This window comes from uncultured Duncaniella sp. (genome assembly GCF_910578445.1).
Classification (GTDB): domain Bacteria; phylum Bacteroidota; class Bacteroidia; order Bacteroidales; family Muribaculaceae; genus Duncaniella.
This window is the reverse complement of the sequence record NZ_CAJTQC010000011.1, coordinates 13,619-39,127: the sequence shown is the minus strand read 5'-3', so window position 1 is coordinate 39,127 and position 25,509 is coordinate 13,619. Positions and strand designations below refer to the sequence as shown.

Annotated in this window: 15 protein-coding genes and 1 tRNA gene; 6 read left to right on the top strand and 10 right to left on the bottom strand. The window is 49.5% G+C overall.

Features of this window, described 5'->3' with window-relative positions:
- The first annotated feature begins 79 nt into the window (after positions 1–79).
- Both QZ311_RS06370 and QZ311_RS06365 read left to right on the top strand, forming a co-directional pair.
- Positions 80–1,969, top strand: a complete 1,890-nt coding sequence (locus QZ311_RS06370; protein WP_297065601.1) for an amidophosphoribosyltransferase — start codon at positions 80–82, stop codon at positions 1,967–1,969.
- Between the two features lie 53 nt (positions 1,970–2,022).
- Positions 2,023–2,988, top strand: a complete 966-nt coding sequence (locus QZ311_RS06365; protein ID WP_297065599.1) for a hypothetical protein — start codon at positions 2,023–2,025, stop codon at positions 2,986–2,988.
- Between the two features lie 16 nt (positions 2,989–3,004).
- On the opposite strand, the gene QZ311_RS06360 is transcribed toward QZ311_RS06365, so the two are convergent.
- The gene (locus QZ311_RS06360; RefSeq protein ID WP_123615038.1) at positions 3,005–3,880 is read right to left on the bottom strand and encodes a DMT family transporter; all 876 of its coding nucleotides are present in this window, start codon (positions 3,878–3,880) and stop codon (positions 3,005–3,007) included.
- A 516-nt stretch (positions 3,881–4,396) separates the two neighbouring features.
- Here QZ311_RS06360 and QZ311_RS06355 point away from each other — a divergent pair.
- From QZ311_RS06355 to QZ311_RS06345, 3 genes are all read left to right on the top strand, one after another.
- A tRNA-Arg gene (locus QZ311_RS06355) sits at positions 4,397–4,470 on the top strand.
- 386 nt (positions 4,471–4,856) lie between these two features.
- Positions 4,857–6,302: an RNA-binding domain-containing protein gene (locus QZ311_RS06350; RefSeq protein ID WP_297065593.1), complete on the top strand. Its 1,446-nt coding sequence runs from the start codon at positions 4,857–4,859 to the stop codon at positions 6,300–6,302.
- Positions 6,303–6,850: 548 nt separating this feature from the next.
- Positions 6,851–8,137, top strand: coding sequence for a nucleoside hydrolase-like domain-containing protein (locus QZ311_RS06345; protein WP_297065590.1), 1,287 nt, complete (start codon positions 6,851–6,853; stop codon positions 8,135–8,137).
- Positions 8,138–8,297: 160 nt separating this feature from the next.
- On the opposite strand, the gene QZ311_RS06340 is transcribed toward QZ311_RS06345, so the two are convergent.
- From QZ311_RS06340 to QZ311_RS06305, 8 genes are all read right to left on the bottom strand, one after another.
- Positions 8,298–11,381, bottom strand: coding sequence for a DUF6298 domain-containing protein (locus QZ311_RS06340; protein WP_297065587.1), 3,084 nt, complete (start codon positions 11,379–11,381; stop codon positions 8,298–8,300).
- 154 nt (positions 11,382–11,535) lie between these two features.
- Entirely contained in the window at positions 11,536–12,204 is a 669-nt protein-coding gene (locus QZ311_RS06335; protein WP_297065583.1) for a DUF3826 domain-containing protein, read from the bottom strand.
- A gap of 35 nt (positions 12,205–12,239) precedes the next feature.
- The gene (locus QZ311_RS06330) at positions 12,240–13,958 is read right to left on the bottom strand and encodes a thrombospondin type 3 repeat-containing protein (RefSeq protein ID WP_297065691.1); all 1,719 of its coding nucleotides are present in this window, start codon (positions 13,956–13,958) and stop codon (positions 12,240–12,242) included.
- Positions 13,959–14,158: 200 nt separating this feature from the next.
- Entirely contained in the window at positions 14,159–16,354 is a 2,196-nt protein-coding gene (locus tag QZ311_RS06325; RefSeq protein WP_297065580.1) for a RagB/SusD family nutrient uptake outer membrane protein, read from the bottom strand.
- A gap of 12 nt (positions 16,355–16,366) precedes the next feature.
- The gene (locus tag QZ311_RS06320; RefSeq protein ID WP_297065577.1) at positions 16,367–19,711 is read right to left on the bottom strand and encodes a TonB-dependent receptor; all 3,345 of its coding nucleotides are present in this window, start codon (positions 19,709–19,711) and stop codon (positions 16,367–16,369) included.
- Between the two features lie 21 nt (positions 19,712–19,732).
- Positions 19,733–21,208, bottom strand: a complete 1,476-nt coding sequence (locus QZ311_RS06315) for a DUF4992 family lipoprotein (RefSeq protein WP_297065573.1) — start codon at positions 21,206–21,208, stop codon at positions 19,733–19,735.
- 108 nt (positions 21,209–21,316) lie between these two features.
- Positions 21,317–22,207: a TIM barrel protein gene (locus QZ311_RS06310; protein WP_297065570.1), complete on the bottom strand. Its 891-nt coding sequence runs from the start codon at positions 22,205–22,207 to the stop codon at positions 21,317–21,319.
- A 741-nt stretch (positions 22,208–22,948) separates the two neighbouring features.
- On the bottom strand, positions 22,949–23,593 hold the full coding sequence (locus QZ311_RS06305; protein ID WP_297065567.1) for a DJ-1 family glyoxalase III: 645 nt from the start codon (positions 23,591–23,593) through the stop codon (positions 22,949–22,951).
- A gap of 223 nt (positions 23,594–23,816) precedes the next feature.
- On the opposite strand from QZ311_RS06305, the gene QZ311_RS06300 reads away from it, so the two are divergent.
- Entirely contained in the window at positions 23,817–24,191 is a 375-nt protein-coding gene (locus tag QZ311_RS06300) for a helix-turn-helix domain-containing protein (RefSeq protein ID WP_297065564.1), read from the top strand.
- Positions 24,192–24,240: 49 nt separating this feature from the next.
- Here QZ311_RS06300 and QZ311_RS06295 read toward each other — a convergent pair whose 3' ends face one another.
- Positions 24,241–24,810 carry a YdeI/OmpD-associated family protein gene (locus QZ311_RS06295; RefSeq protein WP_297065561.1) on the bottom strand — a complete coding sequence of 190 codons (570 nt, stop codon included), beginning with the start codon at positions 24,808–24,810 and terminating at the stop codon, positions 24,241–24,243.
- Positions 24,811–25,509 lie beyond the last annotated feature (699 nt).

Below are 25,509 nucleotides of genomic sequence, written 5' to 3'. Positions count from 1 at the left end.
GCTAAGCTGAATAAAGAGTTTCAATAAAAAAATTATATATTTGCAATTATTAATTTAATCTTCAATCGATACACGGAATATGGAGATACTTAAACACGAGTGTGGAGTGGCTATGGTGCGTCTGCTCAAGCCTCTTGAATATTATAAAAAGAAATACGGCTCTTATGCCTATGGTATAAGCAAGCTATATCTTCTCATGGAGAAACAACACAACCGTGGGCAGGAAGGAGCCGGAATCGGAGTCGTGAAAATGCACTCTGTGCCCGGAAATGAATACGTGTTCCGTGAACGTGCGCTCGGGAAGGATGCTATACAGGAAATTTTCGATACAGTAAAGGATAAGATTGAGAAAGCCGGCCTCGTTGACCGCGATGCTGAATGGATTGAGCGTTATGCTCCTTTCCTTGGCGAAATTTATATGGGGCATCTGCGCTATTCGACGACAGGCAAGAGCGGACTTTCATATTGTCATCCTTTCCTTCGTCGCAACAACTGGCGCTCGCGGAATCTGCTGATGTGTGGCAATTTCAATATGACTAATGTTGAGCAGGTGTTTGACAGCGTGGTTGCATGCGGACAGCACCCCCGCATCTACAGTGATACGGTCGTGCTTCTCGAACAGCTTGGCGATGCGCTCGACAAAGAGAACCATCGCATCTACCGTCAGTATCGTGATTCGATGGAAGGTCAGAAACTGAGCCGTACCATAGAGGAGAATCTTGACATGCAACGAGTGTTGTCGTCGACCGCTACGCAGTGGGATGGCGGATTTGTGATTTGCGGTGCGACAGGCAGCGGCGACATGTTTGCGCTGCGCGACCGTCATGGTATCCGTCCTGCATTCTACTATCATGATGATGAGGTTGTTGTCCTTGCCTCTGAGCGGCCGGTAATACAGACCGTGTTTAATGTAGCCCGTCGAGATGTCCATGAACTGATGCCCGGAAAAGCGCTGATAGTCTCAAAGGGAGGTCAGATGAAGATTTCCGACATTCTCGGAGAGAGTGAAAACCGTCGTTGCTCGTTTGAGCGCATTTATTTTTCTCGCGGCAGCGATGCCGACATCTATCGTGAGCGCAAGCAGCTCGGTTGGAATCTCGTCCCGGCAATCATGAAGAGTATTGACGGCGATCTCGGCCATTCGGTATTCTCGTTCATTCCGAATACGGCCGAAGTGGCGTTTATCGGTATGGTTGGAGGTCTCATGCGTGAGCTGGACAAGAGGAAGGAGCGCGAGATTCTCGACGCTCAGGATGCCGGGACACTCACTCCCGAGCTTCTGTCGGAAATCATGCGCCGTGACCTGCGGGTTGAAAAGGTTGCCATCAAGGATATAAAACTGCGTACGTTTATAGCCGAAGGAGAGTCGCGCAATGATCTTGCGGCCCATGTCTATGACGTGACCTACGGCATTGTCGAGAATAATGTGGATAATCTCGTGGTGATTGACGACAGTATTGTGCGCGGTACGACTCTGAAACAGTCGATTCTCAAGATGCTCGACCGTCTGCATCCACGGAAGATAGTCGTTGTGTCGTCGTCGCCTCAGGTGCGCTATCCTGACTATTATGGTATCGACATGTCGAGGATGGGCGAGTTTATTGCGTTCCGTGCGGCAGTCGAATTGCTGAAGGACAGGGGCATGGATCATGTGCTTGATGATACCTACCGTCATTGCAAGGAAATGGAAGGTGTGCTTGATATTGAATTGCGCAATTGCGTGAAAGCTATCTACGCTCCATTCACGCAGGAAGAGATTTCACGCAAGATTGTGGAAATGCTTACGGCCGACGGTTCGATAAACGCGGAAGTCGATATTATCTATCAGACGCTCGACGGTCTGCGCGAGGCTATTCCCGGCTGTCCCGGCGACTGGTATTTCTCAGGCGATTATCCGACACCGGGTGGTGTCCGTCTGGTCAACCGTGCATATATCAATTTCTACGAAGGCAATACTGATAAACGATGAAAGATTCTTCCTCTCTCCTTCGGGTTCTGTCGCCCGTTTTTTTGATAATGTTAATGATTTCGTTATGGTCAATGTCTGCCTATGGGCGGACGTTGACCAAACGTTTTTATGTTGAGACCCCTGCAGTGTTGTGTGATTCCTCTGTGTCTGTCGACATGGAGTGTGGCGAAGGGATAGGCTTGACGGTTGTTGATGTCCGCGGTGCGATGGATGGGATAGGCGAACGTCCCGGTCTCGCTCAGGCCTATTGGGGTATCGACATGTTATCGGCCGGTGATACGCTGCGGCTGACATTGCGCCACGGCAACAGTGCTTTCGGGGATATACTTGACCGTCGGCAAAACATCCTTTCACTTCACAGGAACGGCGTGACTGTCGCGGAAAAGGATGTGAGCCGTTTTGAATCTTCGTCAGGAGTCTATAACACCCTGCGCATTGAGCTGGACCGAAGTAAGGGACTGTTGAAGATTGGCGGCGGAGGGAAAAGTGTGGATGATATTTTCAGTGTGCCGTTATTGCCGTCGGATAATCCGGAGCGTCTGACAGTGTGGGGGAGAGGACGGCTGACGCTGTCGTCATTCTCAGTGGAGAGTGTGATGATGCCTCAGCATGCGTTTGCTACCTCATGGACGGCCGACGCGCTGGCGGATTACCTGTCGCGTTCGGTCGATGAGGTTGAGGGCTACTGGCAGTATCTTGACCGGGAAAACGATCCTGTCTATGCCCGTCCGGGCGGACGCTATCTGCTTGCGCTTGTCGGGAATGGAGAGGGTTATGATATAATTTATGTGGACGGGGCTGAGACACGGCGCGACCAGTGGATGCCGATGATGCTTAAAGGCCGTCTGAAGCCCACGGTTTTCATTGACCATTACGATTTGGAATGGATCGATGCGACATTTGATACGATTGACAGGGACATTCATGCGTCGGTCACCGACAAGGCTATCCTCACACTGTCGTTTCCGTTGCTGAAGACGACATTGCGGTTTTCGAAAATGCCACTGGCAAGGAAATGATGTCACCGGGACGGCTCTACATGCTGCCTATGACAAGGAATGTAAGGCCTATGAGCAATAGTGTGAGGTCTATGAGCTTGAGTCTGATATTTTTTTCGTGGAGGGCGATTACGCCATAGAAAAATGATACGATGACACTGCCTCGTCTGATCATCGACACCACGGCAATCATTGAGCCTTCGATGGAAAGACTATAGAAGTATGCGATGTCTGCCACAGTGAGAAAAACCGAGATGAGAGGGATGGTCCATCGCCAGCGGAGTGGGGTGGCTCCGTGGTTGTTTCTGAGTATCAGGCCGATTGTGATGCCCATTATGACCATCTGATAGAGCGAATACCACGCCTGTACTTCGAGCGGCTCGTAGCGGGTCAGGAGGTATTTGTCGTAGAGCGCGCTGACCGCACCCATCGCGGTCGCACCGATGGCCATCCATACCCATTTGCTTGATTTAAGGGAGAATCCCTCTTTGCCACCTACACGGCTGATGAAAAACAATGACCAGAATCCGAGTATCACACCTGCCCATTGCCAAAGGTTGAGCCGTTCGCCGAATATGAGCAATGCGCCGACAAGCACGAGAACTGGCCGGGAGGCATTCACCGGGCCGGCGATGGTCAGAGGGAGATGCTTGATGCTCGCATAGCCTAACAGCCATGAGGTTAATACGATTCCGGATTTAATGAGAATAGCGCCATGCCCTTCGAGGCTGTTTCCGAGTCCGTAGTTGCCTTGCGATACGCCTATGATGATTATCGGCAGCATCAGAATGGAGCTGAAAACCGTGTTTAGAAACAATACGCCGAGTACATTATTGCCGTCAAGCGACAGCTTTTTCATCACATCATAGAACCCAAGGCACAGGGCGGAAACAATGGCAAGTGTAACCCACATAATTTTAAATCAGATTTTATCAGACTTTCGTAAAAGCACGAACCTATTTTAGTTATCGCAGTGATGAGGGGCGGAGGTTAGGAAGGGACGAGTCGTCATTTTGATATGTTTCAAAATGATTCGCCCTTTCGTAATGAGGGTGCAAAGGTAGCACTAATTTTTTGAACCGAGGTCTATTTTGTTGTGTAAATCTGATTGAAACGATATTTTATCCTACAATCTGTGGTCACACATAGATTGTGAATGAAGTATTTGATGTATGAACCGGTTCAATCTCTTCGGCATTGTGAGCAACTCGTTCGCGTATGATTTAATCTTGCAGTAAGGAAATTTAATGTCATTAAATAGCGGAAGATAAGATAAATTTAGCCGTATGACCATATCAATGTAAAATATAGTCTTGGAAAACTCGATAAAAATCCTTACCTTTGCACACAGAAAAGCCAACAACGGTCATATTGTCGCGCTTTTCGGTGGGAAAATAGAGATTATTCACTCATATTTCCAAAAAATGTTGGTCCGGTAGCTCAGCTGGATAGAGCATCTGCCTTCTAAGCAGACGGTCATGCGTTCGAGTCGCATCCGGATCACAAGTAGATAAGCCATTGAGAATGAAGATTTTATAATTCATTTTCAATGGCTTGCTTGTATCTATTAATTAAATTTACGCCGTGTTATATAGGATTAGCTTATAGCGATTTTGTCAAAATCAAGAAAAGTGATGTTTTCAAGCAAGATGATGACTTATGCATAATTCTCCTTTTTGTACACCGCTCAAATGTCAAAACAGGAGGGAGAACTAGTTTTCTCTGCGTCAAGTTTTCCACCGCTTATGGGACACTTTCGGGGACATATACCTAAATAAGAATATAGATATAATCTCTCCTCTACGTGCGCGAAAAACTATTTCTAATCTATCCTAAAAGTCTGGGGGCTATTGTAATAGTCAGCTTTTATATCTAAATTTGCTTTTAGAATGACAAAAGAAGAACTTGTAGCACGGCTACGCGACATAGAATGGGACGATTTCGAGGTCAAGGCCGCGAAGTCTGACTTGCCGAAGAACATTTGGGAGACCGTCAGTGCTTTCTCAAATTGCTCTGGTGGTTGGATTGTGCTTGGCGTGAAGGAATCCGGTCGTTTGTTTGAGATTGTAGGTGTCGATAATATCGAAAAACTGGAACAAGACTTTTTTGGCACTCTCCGTTCCAAGAAATTCAATGTCCCTCTCTTTGCCACGCTCCATCGCTACGAGATAGAGGGCAAGAATGTCATCGCGTTCTATCTTCCGTCATCAGAAGTCAAGCCTGTTTATTTCGGTTCTCTTGAGAACACATTTATCCGCATGGGAAGCGGCGACCAACGTGCCACCCAGCAGGAAATAATGTCAATGATTCGTGATCAGTCATTTGGAATTCAGTCGCAGAAATCCATTCCTGACACCAGTATTGATATGCTCAACCGTGATGCATTAATCGATTTTCGAGCGGAAGTGCGTCATTGGGGATTGGTCTCACATCTTGACAGCGTGAGTGATGAGGAATTTTGTAAAGGTGTCGGAATTACAGACCATTCCGGCCAACTAACCTACGGCGGACTGATAATGCTCGGTAAAAGCCCTTATATCTTCAATTTTGTGCCGACGTTTTGTGCCGATTACGTCGAAATACCCGGTACTGGCATGGAGGCAGTGACGAACAATTATTCTTATCGCATCCCGGAACAACAGAATCTTTGGGAAGCAAGCCGCGTTATTCTTCGTCGCCTCCGCACTCTTGTCAACACTCCAATGGTTGGCATCAACGAGCGGGGACAATCGGTTGAGGATTTCTCCGAATACTACATATTGCGCGAGGCAATGGCAAATCAGATGGCGCACGCCGACCATTTCAGCCCTCGACGCAGTTGCATCCATGTATTTGATGATCGCATTGAGTTTCTTAATCCCGGTGGTATGCCAATGCCATTGGAGGTAATGGAAAGCTCGTTTGAATCACAGCCTCGCAATCCGGTAATCGCAAAACTGTTCCGTCTTGCACACCTGTCAGAGAATCTTGGCTACGGACTTCGTAAACTAAAAAGGTGGCAAGAAGTAACTGGTCGCCCAATGCGAATTGAGACAACAATCAATTCCGTCAAAGTAATCTTTGACTTACAGACCCGTGAAGCGGAAAAGTCTGATGTCGCTAAAAATGTCGCTAAAAATGTCGCTAAAAATGTCGCTAAAAACTTAACTGAGCGACAACAGCGAATCATTGCCATCATCAGCGAGAATCCGCAAACCACAAGAGCAGAGATAGCCACTGCAATAGGCGTTGCCACAAAAACAATCGAGCGCGAACTCGCCGCACTCTCCAACATTGTACGCTACGTCGGTTCAAAGAAAGGTGGTCATTGGGAAATAAATTATATCAAACAATAATTCAGTCTGTTTGGGGTCAAAATGTTTCTCCTGTTTCTCACTACGGGTGAAACAAATCGCAGAGATTAATAACTGCATAACTGCAGTTCGATAAGTAGGCATAGCGGCTGGTATTGATACCAATCATAAACTGAATTGTTTAAGTTATCAGTCAGTTGATGTTTGCGCCGTCTTTAAGAGCTTGTCCGAGCCAAGCTAATGCGCAAAGAATAACAATGATGAATGACATATTATTAGGTGATTAAGGTGTTATGAATTGTTTTGCAAAATAAATAACCAGAGGGGCGAAGATACTGCACACAAAAGTTAATTAGTGTTATTTTGTATTTGCTGTTGGCTTTAGATGAAGAAATTAGAGACTAATGGTATGGTCGTGGTTCGAAGGTGATGGTGTAATGAGCTTTGCAGTTTTTGAATACAATGATTTTTTCGTAATTTTGTACACATCACATTAATACAGTATTCCGCATTGGAACTTTATGACTGTCAATGTGTAATTATCGTTTGATTTCAATGCCATATAAAACTAAACGCAATATAACAACGAAATGAATCGCAAATCAATCACCAGTCTGGTTCTCTCCATTTTCATGCCGCTTGTGTCATATTCGGCGGCTGTCGCTACTGAGCGCCACCGCATCCTTGTAAGTACTGACATAGGCGGTACGGATGCCGACGACAACCAGTCGATGGCTCATCTTCTGATGTATAACGATCTTTTTGACATCGAGGCGCTTGTCTCGACTCCATCGTTCGGCGACGGTTCGAAATCGGAAATCCTAAGGATGATTGATGTCTATGAGAAGGACTATCCGCGCCTTTCATCCCGTGCGCCGATGTTGCTCAGTCCTGATTCCTTGCGTTCGCTCTGCCGTCAGGGTGCGGAAGGCATGGCTCCTTACTGTGGATTCAGCACTCCGACCGAAGGCTCGAAGGCTATCGTCGAGGCGGCACGGCGTCAGGATTCACGTCCGCTTTACATACTCGTATGGGGTGCGCTCGAAGATGTGGCGCAGGCTCTCCACGATGCTCCCGATATCAAGTCTAAAATCCGGGTCTACTGGATCGGAGGCCCGAACAAGAAGTGGGGCGCTAACGCATACTGCTATATCGCTGAGAATTTTCCCGATTTGTGGATGATTGAAAACAATGCGTCATATCGTGGATTTATAAGCGACGCCAAGCGCGACGACCGTTTCAACAAGCGTTACTATGACCAGACCATCAGCGGAGCAGGTGCGCTTGGGGCTGATTTCAAATCATATTACGACGGAAATGTAAAGATGGGCGACACACCATCGCTCCTTTATATGATGAACGGTGATCCCTCGAGTCCTGATGCTGAGTCGTGGGGTGGCCGGTTCGAACGTATCACTCACAGTCCGCGCACTGTTTTCAAGTATATGACAACTGTCCGCGACACTGTGCCTGTCTATTCGGTTGCAGAATTCCGCTTTAAGGGAATAGCAGGTGTTGTGCCTATAGGCGGTGTCGCTTTTAAGATGACAATCGACGGTCAGAGCTGGGACGGTGTCTACCTCGGCGGATGGGAATATGCTGTAAGATATGTCCCCAAAGCGCCCGGCACTCTTGACTACCGTCTCTCAGCACCTCTGATTCCCGCGATGGATGGTTTGCGCGGTAGCATAGTCGTTTCTCCGCAATGGCCCGGCGACAAACTGAAGGATAGTTATGAACTTGGTGGAAACTGGTGGTCGGATGTCTCTGACAATGCTTGTTTCCGTGACAAATGGCAGGGGGCTGCCACTACGGAAAAATGGCGCGAGGATGTTCTCTCGGACTGGGCTGAGCGTTGGAACTGGCTGAAGGATTAGCCTCGACGGATACAGTCGTATTTCTCTCTTGTGTCTAAACCAAGTCACCATAAAATGACAACGCCACGAATCTTTCGTGGCGTTGTCATTTTATGGTGACTTCATTGTTTCCGACTTTGTAGATTGGCGGTGAAGTCTGTTCGCTTTGTCGTGGAGGCTTTTAAATTTTCTTGAACCAATAGACCGAATTTGAGTCTGCTGTATCAAATGTGTAGGGCGCTTTGAGTTTCAGGCTCTTGTTGACGATAGTCTTTTCTCCGGTCTTGGGATTGAATGATGTGACGCGATATTTCCCGGGGGCGAGATTGAGTGGCACATTGTTTGCGCCCTGCGAATAGATTATGCAGCCGTCTTGATTGCCGAGGAGTTTGAAATTGTCGCTTGCCGATTCGATAATTTCCATTCCTGCTGCATCCTTAAGGAATTCAGTGTCCTTTACGGGAATTCCTGCGAGAGAGCCTCCGGCCATAAATACGGCCCAAGCCATGTCGGGATAGTTCTGCGCATAATATGTGACGGCTTTGTCGGGATATTTGCCACGGTATTCGCTCACTGCCTTATATGCTTCCTTGAATGTCACCTTTCCGACCTTCATCTTGCGTGCGTGCTGGCGTGGGGCAAGATTCTTACCTCCTTCGGGAGCGTAGAGGCCATCGGTTTTATAGTGCCAGTAGCGGATGTCGATAATGTCGACGATGTCACGGTATTTGGGATTGGCAAGAATTGCATCCTGCACATCTTTCGTAGTGCTGAGAGCCACGTTGGCTTTCTTTCCGGTCTCTTTTTCCCATTCGTCAATCGTATCAAGCCAGAATTCGACAAAATGCTGAGGTCCGGTGAATTCGGCACTGATAAGGTGGACCACATTTGGATTGTCGGCGAAATTATCAAGGTTCATGCGGATGAAATTGCGATGGAGGTCGCGACGCACAGGATGGTTCACATCATAGAACATGTCGGCTACGAAGATGCGTTTGTCACCGGCAAACGGGACAGGCTCGGGGAAATCCGTAGAGTTTATGTTGTTTGCGGAACGCCACGGCGAATCGACCCAATGAGCGCCGGCTTCAAGGATGTTGTGCTGAAAATAGTGTTCGTTGAAAAGAAGCTTGCCGAGGTCTGCACCCTTTTCAGCGAATTGATTGAGTCTGTTCCAGTACCATGCGTTCGGACGTGTGAGGTCATATTTGCTCAGTCCGTCCCAAGCAGTCCCTTCACCGCTGCGGGCAAACGGCTGTTCATAGAAAGGCGCCCAAACGTCGCCGTCGCGACGGCGGATTCGTTCGTGGTCGTCACGGCGTCGTTCATACCAGAGACCATAGTTATGATCAAGGACGGTGATATTGTTCTCGACCATGTAGGTGAGCGTAGAGTCGATGCGGTCAGTGAGACCGAAGCCTTCGCGTCCGGGCACGAAGCGTGTCACATGGGGTTTGGCTTTAGGAAGATAACTGTATTTTATTTTGCCGTTCCACCAAGGCACTTCATGTCTTCCGCCTGTCATGACCGAACCGTCGATGACCATGCGTCCGTTGACAATGCCGTAGCTGTGGCTGTCGGTCTTGGCAACCGGAGCCTGCTTGAATTTTATGTCATCGATGCTCTTGACTCCTTCCGGAGAGGTTGAGGCTGTAAACGGAGCGTCTTCAATCCATTTCTCGAGTGTGAGACGTGGGATATAGGCCTCTTTTGCGAGCTTCATGGCTGCTTCGACAGTCGGGCTGCTGGTGGCGTTGGTTGCCATCGGCAGGATGCGTGACTGAGTCGAGTCGGCATCATGTCCGAGACGGTCGGACAGCTGTGAGTAGAACAGGCTTCGGGGCTGCACGTGGTTGTTGGACTGTGCCCACTCACCGTCACCTGAAAATTGAGCCCAGCATCCGAAAGCGACGTTGATTGCATCAGGCGCGGGTGAATAATTTTCGATTTCAGCGGCCGTGCACTGCCAGAAGACAGAATTGGCGGTGTTCCATCCTGCGCCGTTCTTATCTTGTCCGAGATTTTTGTATGTAAGGTTGTTGCCGTCGATGTTTACGATATCGAAAAGGAGTCCGGGAGCCCATGCATCAATTGCGCCGCTGAAGCCAAGAGCCTCTTCGGCCTCGCATTGAACAAATGCGTTCGGGCCGGGGGCAAGGAAACCGGCGGCAAAATCGTGGATGCCGTGACGCGACAGACAGCGCTGAAAGAGCGTCTGCTGACCGAGTGTGAGGAATGTCGAGCGGCGCATGCCTCCGATTTCCGACACAGGCTCTGTTGCTATACAGTCTTCAACTGTCACTTTAGAGGCTGAGCCCTGAACGATGACAGCGCTGCCGGCAAAATATTTGAAATCAATCTGACGCACCCAGCAGTTTTCGGCATTGGCAATCGAGATGCCGTCCCAGCAGTGGTCTTCGTCCTTGGCATATCGTGAGTCAAAAGACGAAATCATCGAGAGGTTTTCGATGCCTATGTCAGAGATACGTCCTGTCCACGTGTAGGGCATGACAAGTGTCTCGCCCCATTTGCTGTCAAGGGCCACGGTCAGAGGCGCGTCGATGGTCAGTTGTCCGGGGGCGGTGGAGCTTATGCTTCTGTCCCAGTTCATGTCAAGGTCGCCGGGTTTCCATCCAAGAGCGCTGATTGCACCACCGAAAATGTGGCAACCGACCGACTGAATCCATTCGGCTGTGGAAGTGCGTGTGACAAAAACACGGTCGCCGTCTTTCAGTTTTCCGATAGATTTTACCGGGAGGGTAGTGGAATTGACCGGAATGTAGGAGGCGTCAAGACGCAGAGTGTCGGTCACGACCGGATTGTAGACACCTTCGATGTAGAGCAGAGCGCCGCGGTCGACTCCGTTTTTTTTGATTGTAGTCGCCGTCTCACCGCTGCCGCGAAGCACAATTCCGGAAGCGCTGATGCGGAGGCTCTCGCTGATTTCAAATTCACCTTTGTCGAGCAGCACTGCTCCACGGAAGCCGTCTTTGCCAACCGGAAGTGACGCCGCATAGTCAATGGCACGCTGTATGCGGTCTGTGTTGTCGCCTGCTTTCCATGGGACGAACACCACTGTGCTGACATTGGGGATTGGCCGCGATGAGTTCTGATAACCGCATGTCGAGAAGTCAAGCACACGGTTGCCAAGCTCGTCGGCTATGTAGCTGACCTTGCCATCTTTCACTGCGAGCGGAAATTCTCGCGCCTGCAAGCCGAATGCCATGACTCCGGCCAAAGTAACAGACAGGAATTTATTGTTCATGATTTTAGAATTTAGACAGAGTGTCGTGATGATTGTATATGTGGGAATCTTTACACTCTATTAATTATGTTTATTATATAAAATGAGGTGCTGAAATCAACGCGCCTTTATATCAGCAACGTGATTTCAGCACCTATTATTTTATGGACGAGCGTCAGATTGTTCCTCCGCGGGCCTTGATACGTTCATACCATGCTTCGCGTTCCTTTTTGAGGTCATATCCGCGTTTTGCGAGATAGTTGTTGATGCGTCCCTTGTATTTGCCGAAGACTTCATGTTTTTTATTGGAAGTCTCTGCGTCCATTGCAAGTTCGCGGGCTTCGATGAGCCAAGCCTTGATCTGAGCCTTTTCCTCGTCGGTGAGGGTCGGAATCATATCGAGATGCGAGTCGTATGTCACCTTTACAACACCGTAGGTCATACCGTCTTTCACGGCGTCTATCTGCTCAGGGGTGAGATAGAGCGACAGGTCAGCCGGAAATTCGAAGTGGCTGCGGTAGAGGGCAGCGTCCTTCTCATTTTGTGCAGCTTGGACAGCTTCATTTTTCGCATCGCCCGTAAGGGTCTCCTTTGCGGATTTCACCTTGGCATCGCGGGTTGTGTAGATGTCATTGAGCTTGAAATAGCGGTTGGCTATGATGGTGGTCACATCGTCGGCCTTTTTCCGGTCTGAAATGCCGAGTTTGTCGACGATTTTCTTGGAGCGGTTGACGATTGACTCAACGTAGGCCGGATCACGGCCTTCCTTGTTCAGCTCTACGGCCTCCGCATTCAATGCGACTGCCGAAAGCAAAAGTCCGATTATACAGGATTTGTAAATCATGATAGCGATGATTGATTTTTTTACAGACTTTTAGATTACATGAGCTTGCCTTTGGCTGCAAGGGTGTCGTAGTTGTTGCGGAGGTCCTTCCAGTCGATGTAGGTCTTGGTGCTGATGCCGTTGATATACTTTTCGATGTTTGTATATCCGTCGCCTGTGATGTCGCCATTGGCATCAGAAGGATCGTGAGGATTCAGACCGTTTGCAATTTCCCATTCGTCAGGCATACCGTCGTTGTCGGAGTCAACATAAGGAGTTCCCTTGTATTCAGGATAGCCACCCATCTGAAGAGGATCTGTGATGATACCCACTTTGTATGAGTCCTTCGGGAGACGGCGGTATCTGAACGAACCGTCCTTGGCTCTTGATTTTTCTGCAAGACCAGAGGTGTCACCGTGGTTTTTCTTGGCGAGTTTCTCGTCGTAGTAGGGGACACCGGTTCTTACTTCTTCGATGATACGTTCGTCGATGATGTCGCGAGTCGGGATAGTCGCACCTACGTTCTTAAGAATGAAATCGTAGGCATCCTCGGCAGAAGTGACGCGGACATAGGGCATCTCGAAAGGAGTCTTGGCGCGCATGTAGTCGGTGAATTCTCCTGTGTTGGGATCAGACTCAATCTGGATACCTCCGGCCCAGTTGTCGGCTGAAATTTCGGGATAACCTTCCATGATGTTGCCTTCAGCATATACGCGGCCATAGACCTTATGGTCGAGTTTGCTTCGTCCGGCTTCCGGTTTGAGAATTCGGTGGCCGATGTTGCCGTCTTTGGGAGTTGCAGGACCGGGCTTGTAGTAGTTGTTGATCATGTTGAACTTGGCAGTGTAGTCGCCGCCGTCAGATGAACGGTGTACCCAGTTATACACGACGTTGTTGACGAAGTTGAACACACCGTTCCAGCCGATTGAAGGATTACGGCCTGAGTTGCTTGCCCAGAGATTGCGGGTGAACATACAGTTTTCGCCACCGAGAGTCGAACCGAAAGCGTGGTTGTAAGTGTCAAGCGCCTTTGCGGAAATGGTGTTCTGGATTGTGACGTTGACAGTTGGGAGCTTCAGTTCAGTGGTCTTATACTGACCCTCGCTGGGGTCATACATGTGACGGTAGAACGAGATGTTTTCATCAAGCCCCCATTCGGCAGAACAGTGGTCAATCATGATGTTTCCGACAGGGTTGCCACCGAAAGAGTCTTCGCGGTTATGCACGCGTGTGTCACCACGGCGGAAACGCATGTGACGGACAATCACGTCGTGAGTGTCGACCTGAAATGACTCGCCTGCAATGCAGATGCCATCGCCCGGTGCGGTCTGGCCGGCAATTGTGACATAGGGGGCACGGACATAGAGAGGAGTCTTGAGATTGATGATGCCTGCGACGTTAAATACGATGATTCGTGCGCCACCTGTTTCACATGCCTCGCGGAATGAACCGGGGCCGCTGTCGTTGAGATTGGTGACAGTGATTACTTTTCCTCCGCGTCCGCCGGGAGTGTACATGCCTCCGCCTTCCGCTCCGGGGAACGCCGGGATTGTGGCTTTCACCAGATCATCGGGGCGTGATGCCCAAGGCACATACGGACGGCCTTCGCGGGCTTCCTTTTCAACAATCGGCTTTGCGATAGCCCACGCCGAGTCGGCGTGTTCGCGGGCCGAAGTAATCATTTTCTGATAATACTCCTTCGCTTCGGGGGTGAGCTGCGGATACTGTGCCATCATGGCTGATGGTATTGCCATCATTGCTGCCACAGTCCACATTGTGAGTTGACGGTTCATTGTTGATTAGAATTTTAGAATAATGTTGGAATTGTGATAAATCATAGGTTGTCCACTGGAGATTTGATAGGTGTTTCTCCTGATGGTTTAATCGGAAACGAAATGAAAAGTTGTTAAAAATCGTGGGGAACAGATGGTTATTTAAACCATATTCCCCACGATTTATCTCAAGTTACAAAAGATTACTCAGCGAGGGGGTCGAATGTTCCGTCGGCGTTTGTCGAGGCATCCTTCCATCCGATAGTCTGTTCGAGACCTTCGTTGTTGACAGATACTCCATATGCAAAGCCGGGGAAATAATATTGCGGCTGGTAGTTCATGTAGAGTTGCGCGTGAGCAGAGTTGTAGTTGTCGCCCTTCTTCACCGCACGCTCAAGATAAGTGGTATAGAATTCAGCAAGAGTCGTGAGCTGCGGAGCTATGTCGTAGCGGTAGTCGATAGCCGCAGGACGTTTGACTTTGGCCAGAGGATCGGGGTTCTCACCGTTGCTGCCCCACTTGTCACCACCGAGACCGTCGTTATACGTTTTCTGTACGCGGAACTCCATGTTCTCGCGGCGAGTGCCGTTGAGTGGTTTGAAACCGAGATAGGTGCATGTGTTGCCGCCCCATCCGGTCAGAGTCCATGTTGATGGTGCTCCGGGGACAGTCTGATCGCCGCCGTCGAAAAGCATCCAGCGACGGAGGTCGTCGAAGCGCTTGCCTTCGTAGGCAAACTCGATCTGGCGTTCATAGAGGATTGCTGCCATACATGCCGCCTCGTTTCCTTCGAGACCGTTCTGAAGACCGTAGTTGTTTTCAGATGTGTAGCCGACACGGCCGCGGATGCGTTTGAGCTGCTCGACAGCTTCATTGCCGTGGCCTGACTGACAGGCTGCTTCGGCATAGTTGAGAAGCACTTCGGTGTAGCGGATTTCCATGTAGGGGGCGGCTGAGTACTTGAAGCCTGTGCCCTGAGTGTAGGCGTAGCGGGCCGAAGTGTTGACATGGAGGTCGTCGGTGCGCTTGCGTACATACATGCCCTTTACATTGCCCATGAGTCCGTCAGGACCGTAGGTGTTGCCGCTTTCGATGTTATCACGGTCGGCAGCGTCGGCATACCATACATAGTTCCAAAGCTGATAGTCAGGACCATTGTAGGCATTGTGGTTTTCCGAGTTCATCGGGTTGCCGTTGAATGCCCAGCATACGCCGGGGAAGGCGAAGGTGCGGTAGAAGCGTGGGTCACGGTCAAGGAACGGAAGCTCGGGGTTGTAGGCGATTTCCGAAGGGTTGAGGGTGGTGTAGCTGTCGTAGCTCGACGGACGCTTGCCATCCTTCATCGGGAAGAGGTCGATTATGGCTGCTGATGGAACTTTGCCGCCGCTGCCGAGTGTGTTGCTCGGACGGATACCCTGTTCCCAGTCATTGTTCTTGGCATAGTCCGGAGTACCGCCTGTGGCAATCTGATTGTAGAGAGCTACGTAGATTGCTTCGGGGTTGACACCGTCTTCGATAAACATCTTTGCCCAGTTGGATGCGTTCTCACCGGGATTGCCTTCGTATGCGAGGTGGTTGCCACACTTGTTGATTTCGGGGATTGCCTCGGTAAAGAACTTGTAGGCAGCCTCCCAGCGCGATTTGTCGTTGGCGCGGTTGAACAGCGGGCTTGCATAAAGCACCATGATGCGTCCTTTGAGCGCGAGAGCTGCCGCTGTGGTGGCGCGTCCGTAGTCGGTCGATGCCCAACCGCCGTTTGCGGTGAAAGGAGCAAGGAGCTCGGCTGCGCGGTCAAGATCTTCGCAGATGAATTCGAAGGTTTGCTTGGTAGTAGAGCGGGCTGTGCTCAGACCGGGGACAGGATTCTGCACTTCGGTGATGATGGGCACACCGCCATACCACTTGAACATCAGATAGTAGCACCACGCGCGGAGGAAGTAAGCCTGACCGAGAAGCTCGTTTTTCTGTTCCTGTGTCAGAGTGCTTCCGGAGATTCCGGCGATAACGTCGTTGACGTTGCGGATGCGGCCCCATGTGGAGTTGCGCACCTTGCGGGCCTGTCCTTGGAAATAGTCGGGGACAGGATTGGTCTGCGAAGTGGACGAGAGGGTTATTTCACCGTTGACGTAGCAGCCGAAACCGCTGTATTCCTCGGTTGATTTAGACTCGTCGTCGGCACGTCCGTTGCTCGGAACTTGCCATACGGGGACACTGCTGCTGTTGCCGTAGGGAAGGGCGAGGGCGTAGACATCAGCGAGACGTCCGAGTGCTCCTGAATAGTAATTGTATGCTTCCGGGGTTGTCGATTCATAGTTCTTCATGTCCTTCAGGAAGTCGTCGGAGCATGACGAAAGAGCCAGACAAGCCATTGCAGCTATTGAATATGTCTTGAATTTCATCTTGTATGGTTATTAGAATGAGAGGTTGACACCGACGGTGAATCTGCGGAGGTTGGGGTAGCTGCCGTAGTTGCCTGCCATCGGGCTCATAAATTTATCGGGATAAGGATTGAGGAAGTTCAGAAGGTTCTGGCCGGTGACGTTGAAACGTGCCGAGTTGATGCCTACCATCTTTGTGAATTTTGAAGGAATTGAGTAGGCGAGGGTCAGACGTGTCAGACGGAGTGATGCCGCGCTTACGCGCCAGAAAGTCGAGCTTACGCTGTTGACGCTTGAATAAGCGAGGTTGGGATAGTAAGCGTCGCGGTTTGCTTCAAGGAGCAGACGGTTCTGAGCGTCATAGATGTCGTTGTAGACAAACATGTTGTCAGGATTCCAGAACGAAGGCATGTTGGTGTACTCGATTGAGTCGCCGGGCTTGAGGGCTGCCGAGGGAATGGTGGTGTATCCACCCCACTGACCGCTGAGCTGAGCGGTGATTGAGAAGTTCTTGTACTCGGCGTTGAGGTTGAGTGTCATTCCGTAGGGGTTCGAACGGTTCGAGAGCTGGACTTGGTCGTTGTCGCGGTCAACGATGCCGTCGGGTTCTGCATATGTGCCGTCGGGAAGCTGAGGACCGCGGACATCCTTGTAGATGAGCATACCGGGACGCACCTGATCCTTTGTCATACCCATGTAAGAGGTGATGTTGTACTTCGTAAAGTATTCGTCGATTTCCTGGAAGCTGCGGAACATACCGAGACACTGCATGCCCCAAGTTCCGATGTCGGAACGGTGGCCGTGTGTAATCTGGCGGTAGATATAGTTGGTTGCCCAGTCCATGAGGAGCACCTTGTTGTCGGAAAGACCGGTGTTGAGACCGATTTTGTAACGGAAGTCCTTGCCGATGTTGCTGCGCCAGTTGACTGAAAGTTCAACACCATACTGGTTCATCTTACCGTAGTTCATCGGGGCAGACTGGATACCGATAGTTCCGGGAACAGAAGCCTTGAAGGGCATGAGCATTTCGCGGTCCCATGTGTAGTAGCCGTCAATAGCAACGTTGAGGTGGCTGTGGATCACATTCATGTCGATACCGGCATTGAACTTATGGCTCTTGTCCCAATGTGCGTTACGGTTGACAGACGACTTGTCGTTCATCGAAATGTGGCTGCCTGACTGGTTTTCGTTACCTGTGCCGAACACCGGACCTTTGTCCTTGTCGGTTCCATAGGTCTGAAGCCACTGCCATGCGAGGGTGTTGTCGCGGCCTGTGAGACCGTATGACGCACGGATTTTGAGGAAGTCGATCCAAGTGATGTCCTTGAAGAAGTCTTCTTCAGAGATGACCCAGCCGAGAGATACAGAGGGGAATGTGCCCCAGTAGTTTTCGGGAGCAAACTTGGTCGAAGAGTCGATACGGAGGAGTGCCTCGAAGAGATATTTGCTGTTGTAGGCGTAGTTGGCGCGGAAGATGTATGAGAGGCTGCCGGCTTCTGAACGGGTGAAGACGGTAGTGGCCTTTGAGTCCTTACCAACTGAGTTTGACTGGCCTGTGCCGAATTCGTAGGGGTAGGTCACTTGGCCTTCAAGATATTCGTTTTCGAATTCGCTCTTTTCAATCGAGAAGAGTGCTCCGATGGAGTGAGGACCGAAATCACGGTTGTAGTTGACGGTGAAGTTCATCTGATAGCTGTCAGAGCGGTCCATAGTGCGGTTAAGGAAGCCGCCTTCAGGTCCGTTGGCCACGGGCACACCGTTGTTGCCAAGGAGGAAGTTGCTCGGAGTCATGAGGGCTTCGTAGGCGGCCTCTTCACCTGCGATGGGTGTGTAGAGGTGTGAGCCTGAGCCGGTGCGTTCGCTCATGTAGTAGATGTTGTAGGCTGAGCCGAACTGGTTGGCCTTAGAAGTGTTGATGCTCTTTGAGTAGTTGAAGCGGGCCTTAAGACCTTTGAGCGCGGGAACGAATCCGAAGTCGAGTTCAAGACCGGTGTTGATCTGGAGATTCGAGGTTTTGTTCTTGCTGTAGTCGCCTGAGTTCTGGAGCACGGAGAAAGAGTAGTCCTGATCGGCGTTCACACGATTGTTGGTCGGGCCGTAAGAGGCCATGGGGTAGCCGTTGACATATTCGGGGATATAACGAGGATGGGTGAGGAGCAGATTGTATTGCTTTTCGGGGTTGGTTCCACCGACCTTCACGAGAGGATTGTTCTTGTCGCCGTAGTCACCTGAAACCTGAACGCTTGCCTTGACCCACTTTTTGAGCGTGAGGTCGACACCGGCACGGAAGTTCCAGCGGTTGTAGTCGAGTTTGCCGAGGTTGCCGTCCTGATCATAGTAGCCGATGCTGGCATAGTAGTTGGCTTTTTCGGTAGCTCCGCTTACACCTACGTTGTGCTTCATGGTGAAGCCTGTCTTCCAGTAGTCGTCGAGCAGGTTGTAGTTGAGACCACGCATAGCCTGAAGCTCATCAGCCTGGAAGAGGTCGTTGAGGCGGTTGAGAGTGGTGTTGGTGGGATCGGCTGCGGCCATGGCGTTGTAGAGACGGCCGTAGTCGTAGGCGTTGAGCATCTTGGGGTTTGACACGGCATCGGTGAAACCGAATGTGCCACTGTAGCTGATGACGGGTTCGCCGAGTTTACCTTTCTTTGTGGTCACAAGGATGACACCGTTGGCCGCACGTGAACCGTAGACAGCTGCCGATGCGTCCTTGAGGACTGTGATGCTCTCCACATCGTTGGGGTCAAGGTTGTTGAAGGCGTCAGCACCGGGGTTGGTGGTGATGTTGCCTACTCTGACGTCGTTGTTGTAGACCACTCCGTCGATGACGAAGAGGGGCTGCTGCACTGTCGAACCGACATCACCGAGGCTGCGGACACCGCGGACGTAGACCGATGCGGGGTCACCGGGACGTGAGTCACCTCCGACTACACTGAGACCGTTGACAAGACCGCTGAGCGATGAGGCGAGGTTGCCGTCTGCAAGGTCTTTGATGTCGTCCATGGGCACTGTCGAAATCGCACCTGTGAGGTGGGCTTTCTTCTGTGTGCCGTAGCCGACGACAACGACTTCGTCAAGAGATTCGGAATCTTCTTTAAGAACAATCTTTGTCTCGTTGAAATTTGTGACAGTCACAGGCAGGTAACCGATATATGAAATCTCCACACTTTTGCCTTTAGGAACTTTGATTGAGAAATTTCCGTCAATGTCGGTTATCGTTACTATTTTGGAGTCGGGCACGCGCACTGTCGCGCCGATCAGGGGTTCGTCCTGCGAGTCAACGACTGTACCTTGATAGAGGACATCCTGTGCGAATGCCGGTACTGTCAGCAGAAAGGCCAGGAGAACGAGGCTGATTTTTGCTATATAGTGTTTCATGAATGTTGTAATTTAAGATTTTTATTCATACCAGCGGGGGTCGCCCATTTTTTTGTCTGCGCAGGTCGCGTTCTGCGGACGATAGTTGACTCCTCCCTTGGCTTCGTCAAGGTTAAATTCCTGAATGGTAGGACCTACGAATTCCGGATTGATGTTTTCGGCATATTTGAGGTCGTTGTTGTTCGGGATGCCGGCAAAATTGCCCCATACGACGTTGTTTTCGGTCTTGGTGAGAACGGTTGTGCTGCGGATGTACTGATAGATGCGGAATACATCGTAGAACACGTTGTTGGTGAACACGACTTCAAAACGGTTGACGGTAGGCATATTGTTGGCGAAATCTTTGCCGGTAAATGTGCGGTCAAACGTGCAGTGGTCAATTGTATGGGTTGAAGTGGCTCCTGTTCCGAATGTCTTCTGCGGGTCGGCGCTCGATGGGTTGGCGTAGCGGAAGAAGTATGCGGAATTATTTTCGACAAGGTTATAGAATGTGCTGTTTTTCAGCGTCATTGTCTTGAGCGTGCCGGTTGAGATACTTGAATCCCACAGATTGATGAATGTCGCGGAAGTTGAATTGTTAAGCTGGACAATGCAATCCGTGATGCGGAAGTCGTTCATGCTGTAAGGCTGCTTGTTGCCCCAAAGGATGCTTCCTGGCATATTGCGGAAGTTGCATGATTCGACTGAGATCTGTCCCATGATGACGTAGCAATTCTGATTTGCACCCAGTGCTTTAAAGCCCAGCGCTTCTGTCGTGATGCTCTCGCTTGGAGTGCTGCTTAGAGCGATGAAGCTCTGAGCCTCTGCTGCCGACATGTCAAAATTGATGTTTTTGATTTTGAGTCCGGCTTGAGTCGAGATGCATCCTTGTTTTATGATCTCTACATAAGGACGGTTGTATTTGTCGCCTCGTAAAGTGACTGGTGTAAGATTGAAGTCGACTGTGCCTGAAAGCGTATAGTTTTGGCCAGCCTCAAGCTCGAATGCTACTTCATCGGCTGATTCCTGGAAATTTTCAGCGATGAATTGAGCGATGTCAGATCCTCTGGGGATGATGGTTGCCGGGAGGAATGTGCTGTAAGCAACGACACTGGGGGTAGTTGAAGCAGTGTTGTTGAGCTGCTCATTGCCGAGGGTGCTTACGCTGATTTCATACTTGGTGTCGACAAGGCGTGGAAATGAGAATCGGCAGCCGTCAATCACACTGTCCTTGATAATGGCGACCGGATTGGCCGGGTTGGTGACATCCTGCACGTTGGCAAGATAGCCCCCTGCGCCAAAGATTACGGACCAGGTTACTTCGACACTCTCTGACCCGTCAGCGTTGATCTGGGTCTTGAATTTAGTCGGGTCAAGCTCCGGTGACTCCAACTGGGTATTGCTCACCCCTGCGCTGAAACGCTCGTTGTCATCGACACCTTCGGCGCACGATGTGACAAGAGCCAGCATCATTGGAGCATAGCAAATACTACTGAGCCATTTGATTCTGTGGTTCATGGTTCTTGATCAATAGTTTTTGTTATGTTTATAAAATGAGAAATTTTCGTTAAAATAGTTTCGACGTAAGTTAATGAGTGAGAAAACAGAGGAGGGGATGGGATGTTTTTATTTACAGCCGGATGTCTGAAATACTTCTTTAATATATTGTATGTTGTTCCCGAAATTATATTTCACGTCTCTCACATGGTTTTTGTCTCTGGAACGTTCGACGACCAGCCAACCGCTCCAACCCATTTTGTCAAGAGCCTTTCTGATGGCAAGAAGGTCGACTGCCGGATCATCTTTTAGATTGAAACCGTCGGTGTTGCTGAGATGTATCTGACAGATGTTGTCTTTTCCGATAGTTTTCAGCTCCTTAATCGGGTTGCGCCCGGCATCAAGTGCGTCCTGAAGATTGAAATAGATTTTTATGCCGTCAGAGTTGATTTCCTTGAGCAGCTTCTTTGCGTCTTTTGCAGGCAGGGGGACGCGGATTCCGATTGTCATTCCCTTGGCTTTGGCCTTTTCGCCCGATTCGTGGAGTCGCTTCACGAGTTCGCTGCGGGCAGGGCCTTTGACTGTCCAATCGTCCTTGATACCTCCCAATGGCAGGAAAGCGACTTTGGCATCCATAGCCTCCATTGTGGAGAGGCAGTCGTCGATCAGCTCTGCATAAGTTTTCTTTTCAATGAATGATTGCCCGAAAAAGCCTGACATGGCAACGGAGGGGACTTTGATGCCGAGACTGTCGGCGGTCTGGCGGAACAGCACACGGAAATGTTGCTGATGGAACTTGTTGTCAAACGTGTCACGCGCTCCAAGGCCTCCGGCATCCATTTCGACGCCGTCGCCTTTAAGTTCTTTCATCAATTTAAACGAGCCGATTTTCTGACGTTTCAGCATCATCCAGTCACACGCGGCCACTTTATAACGGTGGTCGCTTTTCTTCTCTTGTGCAAAGACAGGCAATACCAGCAGTGCAACCATTAACAGGCTGAGCAGACGGTTGGGTGTCATTACTTTGGACTTAAGGTGTATTGTATTTATTTAAAGAGTTATTGTTGCTATTTACATTATCTATGTGCCCGGTTTTTATACAATAGATGAATATCGGACATCATCATCGGAGGGTTTTGTGAAAATAAGTGGATTTCTTATGATATTTTTTGACTTAAAGACTCATAACCCGATGCAAAGATATACAATTTTTTACAAAACCAAATCTTTTTTAGAATAAAAAGTGTAAAAATAACACTTAAAATACTTATTGTACTTTGTCCGTATGTTAAATTTATGTTTTAAAGCATAAAATTTCGCTACAAACCGTGTGTCTGAGAATGATGGTGCAAGTATCTTAAATATCCGAATCTGTCTGTCGCGCGGGGCATTCTTTGGGCAATTTCCACTCCTGACGGACATCTTGTCTCGCATGCGCCACATTCGATATATTCCGAGTAATGACGGCTGAGCGTTCTTCACTGGCTGCGTTACTTCATTTTATTGCATCGTCCATTTTTTTTGCAATAGACTTGCTTACTGTCATGACGGCTGCCACCGCAGGACTCCCCGGCGTGTAATCTATTCCCCTTATAAATAATGCGGATTTACTGACCATAATTACATTTGATGGCGTGAATGGCTGTCTTGTGTGTGGGGCGCTCTGACTTGGCATCAGGTTTTGGTAGGTAGTCGGCCGGTATTTATGAGAACGGAGGGGCGAGATTGGTTCGCTCCTCCGTTGATTGGGTTGTCTTATTGTTATTGCGTGCAATGACAGTCGTCGGTGCTTATGCAGCCACAGGGTTGTATGACCATTCCTTTTCTTAAGGCCGTTTCTGTTTCTTTCCCTTGAGTCTCGCGGACGATTGCAAGGGCGAATTCAAGGGTTGTTCCCGGCCCGTTGGAGGTGATGAGGCGTCCGTTTGAAACCGTGTGACGGTCGGAGTAAATGCCTCCGTGTCGATTGAATTCGTCTTTCAGGAATGGATAGCCAGTGGCTTCTTTGCCGTTGATGATTCCCAATGGCCCGAGTATAAGGGCCGGTGCTGCGCAGATTGCTGCGATTTTGCCACCATTGTCCCAATGGTTCTTTATGATTTTCTGTATGCTCTCGCCGGGGTTGACTGCGGGCTGGTCTATGTCAGCACCGGGGAGAATCAGCCAGTCAATAAGTTCCGGCTTCAGGTCTGTAATGGTCATATCAGCGATGACGAGTTGGCCGGTCGCACCTTTTACGAGCCGGTCGTCGCTCATTGACACTGTGTAGGTTTCCATGCCTCCCCTGCGCATGACATCGGCTGTCGCGAGGGCTTCGATTTCATCGAATCCTGTGCCGAGCATAATGAATGAGGCTTTGCCGGATAATTCGGGTGATGTCGGAATATTAATAGTGGTTTCTGTCATAATTTGAGGTTTGATAATGTTTTGCTAATTTTGCGTGAGGATAGCTGCTATCCGATTGATAGTATGAATGGCCATTTGCGATTGCGATTGGCGTGTCGGTCGACAAGAGGACTCCACGCTATCGGAATCGGGTGCAAAATTATATGTCAAAAAATTATCATGCAAGAGGTTACCTCTAAAGTAGCCGCTTACTTTAAACTCACTATTATTCAGTGTCAGGAAGATGAAGGATGTGAAAATTTCAGAAAAATATTCGTGTGTGGCCTCTTGCCCTATGCGTAATGTGATAGCACACTTCGCCAACAAGTGGTCGATGCTGCTGCTTGTTATTCTCGATGAGTTCGGTGTGATGCGTTTTAATGAGCTGTCAAGGGCGATTCCTGACATATCACCTAAAGTTCTTTCAGGCCATCTCAAGACTCTTGAGTCGATTGGTCTTGTCAGGCGTGTGCTTCACCCGGATGTGCCTCCGAGGGTCGAATATGATTTGACTGAACTGGGCATGACTCTGATTCCGATTCTCAACGAGCTGTCGGAATGGGGGAGCAGGCATCTGGAAGATGTCAGCGGTAATCTGGCGAAAAAAGCCGTTGACTGATAAAAGTTTTTCGAATTGATAGAACGGTGCGAGTCCGCGGAGATATGGTTTAATAGTCAAGCAGCCGGCCGCAGTCGTGCCAGTCTCCGATCATTATCCCTTTTCCGCTGGCTTCAATCAGTTTGTCAAGGCGGCTTTTGAATAGCTCAGGCTTTGTTTTCACACGTTGGATATTGTCGATTCTGACACGTTGGTAGAGCAGAGGAAATTTCAGGAAGTTTTCATGGGCCTTTTTGTTGGCATGGAATACCTCGAGTATTTCCGGAAGGACTACAAAATCAGCGTCGAGTTTCGGGCAGGCCTTGCGGCCGGCATCGGTCATCAGTCCGATTTTCTCTAACCGGCGGCAGCGCTCTTTGTTAAGTTCTGTCCAGTTGCCGTTTTTAGTTCTCGGTCCGAAGCGTTGGAGAGTCGTTTCTCCGACAGTTTTTACAGTTGAGTCTATCCATCCGAAGCAGAGGGCTTCCTCTACGGCGTCGAGATACCACAGGGCATCCTCCGGAGGTGTTTTGCCACGTTTTGCCACAATCCAGCATTCCTTTTCTGTGGCGTGGTTGGCCGAGAGCCATCTGCGGAAATCGGCTCGTGTGCGTATGTCGAGTATATTTGTCGGCTTCATTGAGGTAGATTGTTATTGAGGTGTCCCACCTAATATTGCAATGCAAATTTAATTAAAATGTGTGGTATTGAAGAAAGCTCAATATATATATGTGTAAAATATGTATCATTTCGGAGCTATTCGAAATATGTGGTGGAAGTGTTTAGCGAAGAGGAGAAAAGAGCTTATAGGGCAAAACATTGGCCGGATGATGTCGGTCAGGCATATTCGCTCGCCCGGGAGATTGCCTTGAAGGAACGAATCTGAAAGGTCGCATTGGTTTCGAGAGGGTAGCATCGTGGATGTCCCGATAGATGAGACTTAGCCACCGGGGGGCGCACTGTCCGCCTCCCGGTGGCGTTTGGCAAATTGACACTTATGAGCGATTCCCTTTAGTCTGCCCACAAGTGTCCATGGTATACCGAATATGTTGCCCTTTAAAATATTCTGTCCTTTAAGAATATTCTGCTTTTTACGAATATATTGCCATTTACCTTTTAGATGTGTAAAAATTCTATCATATTGTCACTCCGACCTCTATCCCATGATTATTGATATTGGTTTGGGCGCTGGTGATGCGCTAAGGTATTAATTCTCAATAGACTATTGACCTTTTATTTAACCACACCCCACCAAGTCACCATAACCTTCAGCTCAACGAGGTTCGACCGAGCCAAATGTGGTGACCTCGCTGATTTCGTAAAAGTCACCATAATCTAA